General features: G+C 70.7%; 1 protein-coding gene and 1 pseudogene. One reads left to right on the plus strand and one right to left on the minus strand.

The window, feature by feature from the left end:
* Window positions 1–226 precede the first annotated feature (226 nt).
* Window positions 227–1,198: a TIGR03560 family F420-dependent LLM class oxidoreductase gene (locus IRZ30_RS16945; RefSeq protein ID WP_294086873.1), complete on the plus strand. Its 972-nt coding sequence runs from the start codon at window positions 227–229 to the stop codon at window positions 1,196–1,198.
* A gap of 1,101 nt (window positions 1,199–2,299) precedes the next feature.
* Here IRZ30_RS16945 and IRZ30_RS16950 read toward each other — a convergent pair.
* Window positions 2,300–2,620 (minus strand): annotated as a pseudogene (locus IRZ30_RS16950) (NAD(P)/FAD-dependent oxidoreductase); the annotation flags it as partial.

Below are 2,620 nucleotides of genomic sequence, written 5' to 3' on the forward strand. Positions count from 1 at the left end.
CGTTTCCTTGCCCCCGGGCGGGCGGGGGTGGGCGCGCCGCCAGGTGGCTCTGGCCCGCGAGGGTGGCGCCCCTCGCGGCGTCAGAGCCACCTGGCGTTTTCAGCCACCCCGCTCGCCAACCGCGCCCGGATGCGCGATGATCGTCCCGTCACGGCACACGGGTCGCTCTGGACGCGTTCGTGCCGTGCCAGCGGTCGACGACCGGCTACGAGGGGAGGTTCACGCGTTGGTACAGCTCGGCATCATGATCGAGGCCCAGGAGGGCCTGACCTGGGAGCGCTGGGAGGCCATCATCGCCGCGGCGGACCGGCTCGGCTTCACGTGGCTCAGGCGCTCCGACCACCTGTTCTCGACGATTGCCACGGGTGAGCGCGACTCGCTGGAACTCTGGCCGTCGCTGACGATGGTGCCGGTGCGCAGCGAGCGCCTGCGCTTCGGCCAAATGGTGTCCCCCATCACCTGGCGCCACCCGGTGGAGCTGGCGCGCAACGCGGCGGCGCTCGACCGCCTCTCCGGTGGGCGCTTCGACCTCGGCGTCGGCGCGGGGTGGAACGAGGTCGAACACCGGGCCTTCGGCATCCCGTTCCCGCCGATCCGCGAGCGGTTCGACCGCCTCGACGAGGCCATCCAAGTCATCCAGCGGCTGCACACCGGCGAGCGGGTCAGCTTTGACGGCCGCTACTACCGGCTAGAGGATGCCGTCTGCCGCCCGACGCCCACGAGGCCGGGCGGGCCACGCCTCGTCATCGGCGGGAAGGGTCGGCGGTCGCTGCGTATCATCGCGACGTATGCCGACGAGTGGAACGTCACGAGCATGACGCCGCAGGACTACGAGGCGCTCCGTGCCGAGTTCGAGCGTGCCTGCGCCGACGCGCAGCGGGATCCGAACGCCGTCGAGCGCACCATCATGCTGGCCCACCTCGTGGGCCGGGATGAAGCCGAGCTGCGCGAGCGCGCCCGCCGGATGCAGCAGATCATCCCGTCGCTGCAGGAGGTGCCGGTCGAGGAGCTGCCGGATCGGCTTCGCCAGCGCAACTGGCTCGTCGGCACCCCGGACGAGGTAGTGGAGCGGATCAAGAGCTGGGAAGCGGTCGGCATCCAGGGGATCCTCCTGCAGACACTCGACCAGGAGGATATCCCCGCCCTGGAGCTGATCGCGAGCGAGATCATGCCCCGCGTCGGCGCAGCCGCCCAGTAGCCAGCCACGCGCCTGGCGGGGGCCGCGCCACGCGTAAGACCCGCCTAGACGCGCAATCGCAACGGGAGCCGCCCGCTTCGCGAAGCGGGCGGCTCCTCGCCATCCAGACCCGACTCCCTCTCGGTTCGACCGACCGAGCGGACTCGCAACGCGGGGAAGCGGCGGTTGCGACCGCCTCCTCCCAAAGCGGTGACTCAGGCCGCCGCACTCCAACATCGCGGGACGCCGCTCGGGTTGACCGAACATGATCTGGCTCCGGCGGTGGCAGGTGCCTGGGATAGATGGTGCATGGTGCGAGGACCGAGCGCCGTGGCACGGGTGGGGATCGGTGGCACGGCGACTCCCGCGCCGTGGTACGTGCCCGGGGCTAGAGCCGCCGGGCTGACAATGAAAAGCCGGCTAAAGCCGGCTGGGAACGGGGCGGTCGGTGTGCCGGATTATTTCGTCATGAGCCGGCTGTGGAATGCGGCGGCCCGAGCTGCCGCTTTGGTATGGCGCGGCGTCAGGCGCGCCGTGGTTGGTTCCGCGTCGGCGTTGGGACGCGGGATGGGCGGCATGAGGACCCGGCGTCGTGGCCCGTGCCGGGGGTGGGCGGCGAGAGGATTCCATCGCGGAAATCCTGTTCCGGGGTCGGTGATGGGGAGGTTCCCACGCCGCGACGCGTGCCCGGGGCAAATGCCGCCGGGCGCATGCCGGGCGGCGGGATCCATCCTGCCGAGGCGCCAGTCCTGCCGTACCCCAGCCGGCTTCAGCCGGCTTTCCTTGTCAGCCCGGGGCTTGAGCCCCGGGCACAGACCGACCGCGCGCATCTATGTGGTTTACCAAACCCCATAACCCCCGGGCACGTGCCGACCGGCGAACACCGTGTGACCGGGATGTGCCCCGTCGTTTCCCAGCCCCTTCAGTGGGCTTTCCCACTAATCAGCCCGGCGGCTTTCGCCCCGGGCACACGCCGCGGCGTGGGAACCTTCCCACCACCCATCGCGGGCGCCTGAAGGCTGCGGGGACTATCGCACGTCCCATCGCGGGCGCACACCACCGCGCAGGAACCTTCGCGCCACCCGCCGAGGGCAACGGCAGCGCGAAGGGTTAGGCGCGTACTTACGACGCGTATTTGCCCTCCAGGTCCGCGAGGGCGGCGAGGGCGGCGTTGCGGCCGGGCGCGCCGAACACCGCGCCGCCGGGCCAGGCGCCGGAGCCGCAGAGGTACAGCCGCTCCACCGGCGACTCGTACCCGGACCAACCCGGCACCGGGCGGAACGCGAACATCTGGTCCGGCGTGATCTCCCCGTGGAAGATGTTGCCGCCGGTGATGCCGATGGCCTCCTCAATGTCGGGCGGCCCCAGCACGACCATGTGCTCGATCGCGTTCCAGATGTTCGGGGCGTACTCCGCCAGTGTGTCGATGATGTTCTTCCCGAT

Origin of the sequence: Sphaerobacter sp., assembly GCF_019683595.1 — a bacterium.
GTDB lineage: Bacteria > Chloroflexota > Chloroflexia > Thermomicrobiales > Thermomicrobiaceae > Sphaerobacter.